This is a genomic window from Proteus mirabilis ATCC 29906, from assembly GCF_000160755.1.
In the GTDB taxonomy this organism is placed as follows: domain Bacteria; phylum Pseudomonadota; class Gammaproteobacteria; order Enterobacterales; family Enterobacteriaceae; genus Proteus; species Proteus mirabilis.
The window spans coordinates 260,496-263,386 of record NZ_GG668577.1 but is presented as its reverse complement, the minus strand read 5'-3'; the positions used below and the strand labels follow the sequence as shown (position 1 = coordinate 263,386).

The window sequence follows — 2,891 nt, the reverse complement described above, 5'->3', positions numbered from 1 at the left end:
CGTGCTTGTGGGGCGGGTTTGACGCTGTAAATGTCCCCAAGCACTGTATTGCCCTTGCCAAACGATTTCACCGTCACTGTTGGTCAACGCTTCCGGTAAGCCACTTAAACTGCTGTGCGTATAATAAATCGCCCGTTGCGGATTAAGCGGGTTATCCGTGCATTCAATGCGGGCTAGAGGCGTATAACTTTGGTCATTGTAAGCATGATAAACCGTGGTATGGGGCGCTGCGCTGCTGTGCTCAGACACCAGTCGCATCCCTACCCAGCCAAAGCTGTACACTTCATCCGGCTCATGTTGGTGATAGGTCACCGTATTGGCAATCGCACTGGCTTTCCATAACCGTTTTTCAATCCGGCGCCCTAAAATATCGTAGCGGTATTCCGCTCGCTGATACCCTAAGGGACCTTGGTCGATATCCACCGCGATAATGCAGTGGTCACTGTCATAGTGATAACGTTGCCCCGAGCTACTGCCTTTTTCATAGCGGGAGACCATGCGACCAAAACCGTCGTAGCGATAATCAAATTTATCACTGCCTTGTACTTGGTTATGCGGTGCTTCGGTGTGCGGACGGGTCAGTAAATTGGCCGCCGCATCATACAGAAAGTGTTCGGTTTGCACCGACCCTAAATGCGCCGTCAATTGTCCCAGCGGGTCGTACTGATAACTGTGGTAGTACCAATGTCCGGCGGTAAAAACCTCGCCCGTTTGACCATAACTGACACTGCGCTCGATAAGTTGATTGCGTTTATCCCAACGATAACGACGGTCTATCACCGGGGTCACAAACTGTGAGGCATTCATTTGGCGCGCCACTTGGTGCGTAATACGTCCCCGACAGTCATAGCCCGTTTCATTGTCTAAGGCGCCACTGGTGCGCAACGTTTCTCGGTGTAAACGGTCTCGTTGATATTCCGCCAATACCGTCAGTTGCGCATTATCTCGCCATTGCGTTTGTTGTAAATGCCCAGAGCCGTAATACAGGTATTCAAATGCCCGTTGATGGGGCAACTCGGTGCGAGTGATATTACCCAGCACATCATAGTGATGTTGATAATCACCGCGGGCGCTGGCTTCTCGAACCAACTGCCCCACTTTATCGTAGGTAAAGGTCAGGGCGTCTTGATACTCTACGCGGGCAGTGGTGCCGGTGCGTTCGGCTTCATGCCATACCGCCATGGGGACTCGGCGTAATGTCACACTCAAAGGTTGATAAAGGTATTCCGTGCGATAATCGGCGTTTTCTCGAAACAGCAACCGTCCCACTTTATCGTAACCGAAAGTGGTCACCTGCGGGGATAAGGGTATCGGCGTATCAACGCAAGGCCCCGGGGTGGTTTTTATTTGGGTGACATTCCCCATCACATCGTACTGATAGTGCTTTTGTTGTCCGATAAGATCATGTTCATCAGTTAAACGATGCAAGGCATCATACTCAAAGCGGTACTGCTCGCCCTGTTCATTCTCCAGCGCCTGCATGCGCCCGAAAGTATCATAGTGAAAATGCAACCAATGCCCTGCCGGATCGCGTCGGGCTATCACTTGCCCACGACGGTTACGGCGCAACAGAATATGGCGCTCTCCGGCATCCGTTATTCCCACTAATTGCCCGGTGGCATCATAGTCATAATGGTTTTCTGTCCCATCCGGCAAGCACTCTGTTAACAACAATCCCGCTTCACTAAAGGTGTAAGTCGTGGTTTCATTCTGTGCATTGGTCAACGAGCGAAGTTGTCCCCAATCATCGTAGGTCAAGGTGGTGGGATAACCCGAACAGTCCCGTTGCTCGATTAACTGACCGCGGGCATTATAGCGATAGTGGGTTTCATTACCCTTAGCATCCACTTGCCCCAGACACAGGCCTTGGTCATCCCACGCCAAACGCGTGATATGGCCAAGCGGGTCAATCACACGACGAATATCGCCGTGCTCATTGTACTCCCAATGCCAAGCCGCCCCATTTGGCAAGGTTTGTGCCGTGGGAAACGCAAAATCTTTGTCCCAATCATAGCAAGTCGATTGTTGTTCGGGATCTGTCGATTGAGTTAAATTACCGCGCTCATCATAGGTATACCCCCATTCACTACCATCTGGGGCTATTGCTTTCGTTAATAAGCGGCTGGTATCCCATTCAAACCACCACGTTTCATTCAATGCATTAGTGTATTCGATAATTTGCTGTTGTTCATTCCAGCGACGGAAGGTGGTTTCGCCCCCCGTTTCCACGGTGGTGAGGGTTCGTTGAGCTAAATCATACGTCAGTTCGGTATGCTCTAAACAGCGTTTACCGTCTTTAAGCCAGTGTTCAACCACTCGCCACTCAGGTTCATTGTCTTCAATGGTAAAGGCATCAAAACGTTGCCAACGATAATGACTACTGACCCCTGTGGCATATTGGTGCATGGCCATTAAACCCGATTCATCATCCCAGCCAAAACGACGAGTCACTCGCTTATCCGCATTAGTGACTTGCACTAAACGCTGTTGTGCATCATAAGTATAAGTGACCAGCGTTTTTTCTTCTTGTCCTTGGTGGCGGGTCACCGACTGTAAGCGTTGGGTGATTTCATCATAATGTAACCGGATATCGGTCAGATACGCATCATCATGAATTTGTACCAATTCACCGTCATTAGCATAGCGGTAGTGTAAAGCGTTATTATGACGATCAGCACTTTTCATTAAGCGCAGTGTATTGATTTTATGTGGATTGGCTTCGAAAAGTTGATAATCACCTTCCGCCGATTCAACAAGGAAAAGATTGTTTGTCGTGCGATAGACGGTAAAGCCTTCATCTTGATAGAACACTTTCTGTCCAAGGGCGATTTTTCCTAACGCTAAACGCCTCCCTGACATGTCATGATATTGACATCCTCCACGCCCTACAG

At 49.6% G+C, this 2,891-nt stretch carries 1 protein-coding gene; it reads right to left on the bottom strand.

Annotated features, from left to right (window positions below):
* A partial coding sequence (locus HMPREF0693_RS07655; protein ID WP_155115354.1) for an RHS domain-containing protein occupies positions 1-2,859 on the bottom strand: 2,859 nt, incomplete at its 3' end.
* Between the last annotated feature and the right edge of the window lie 32 nt (positions 2,860-2,891).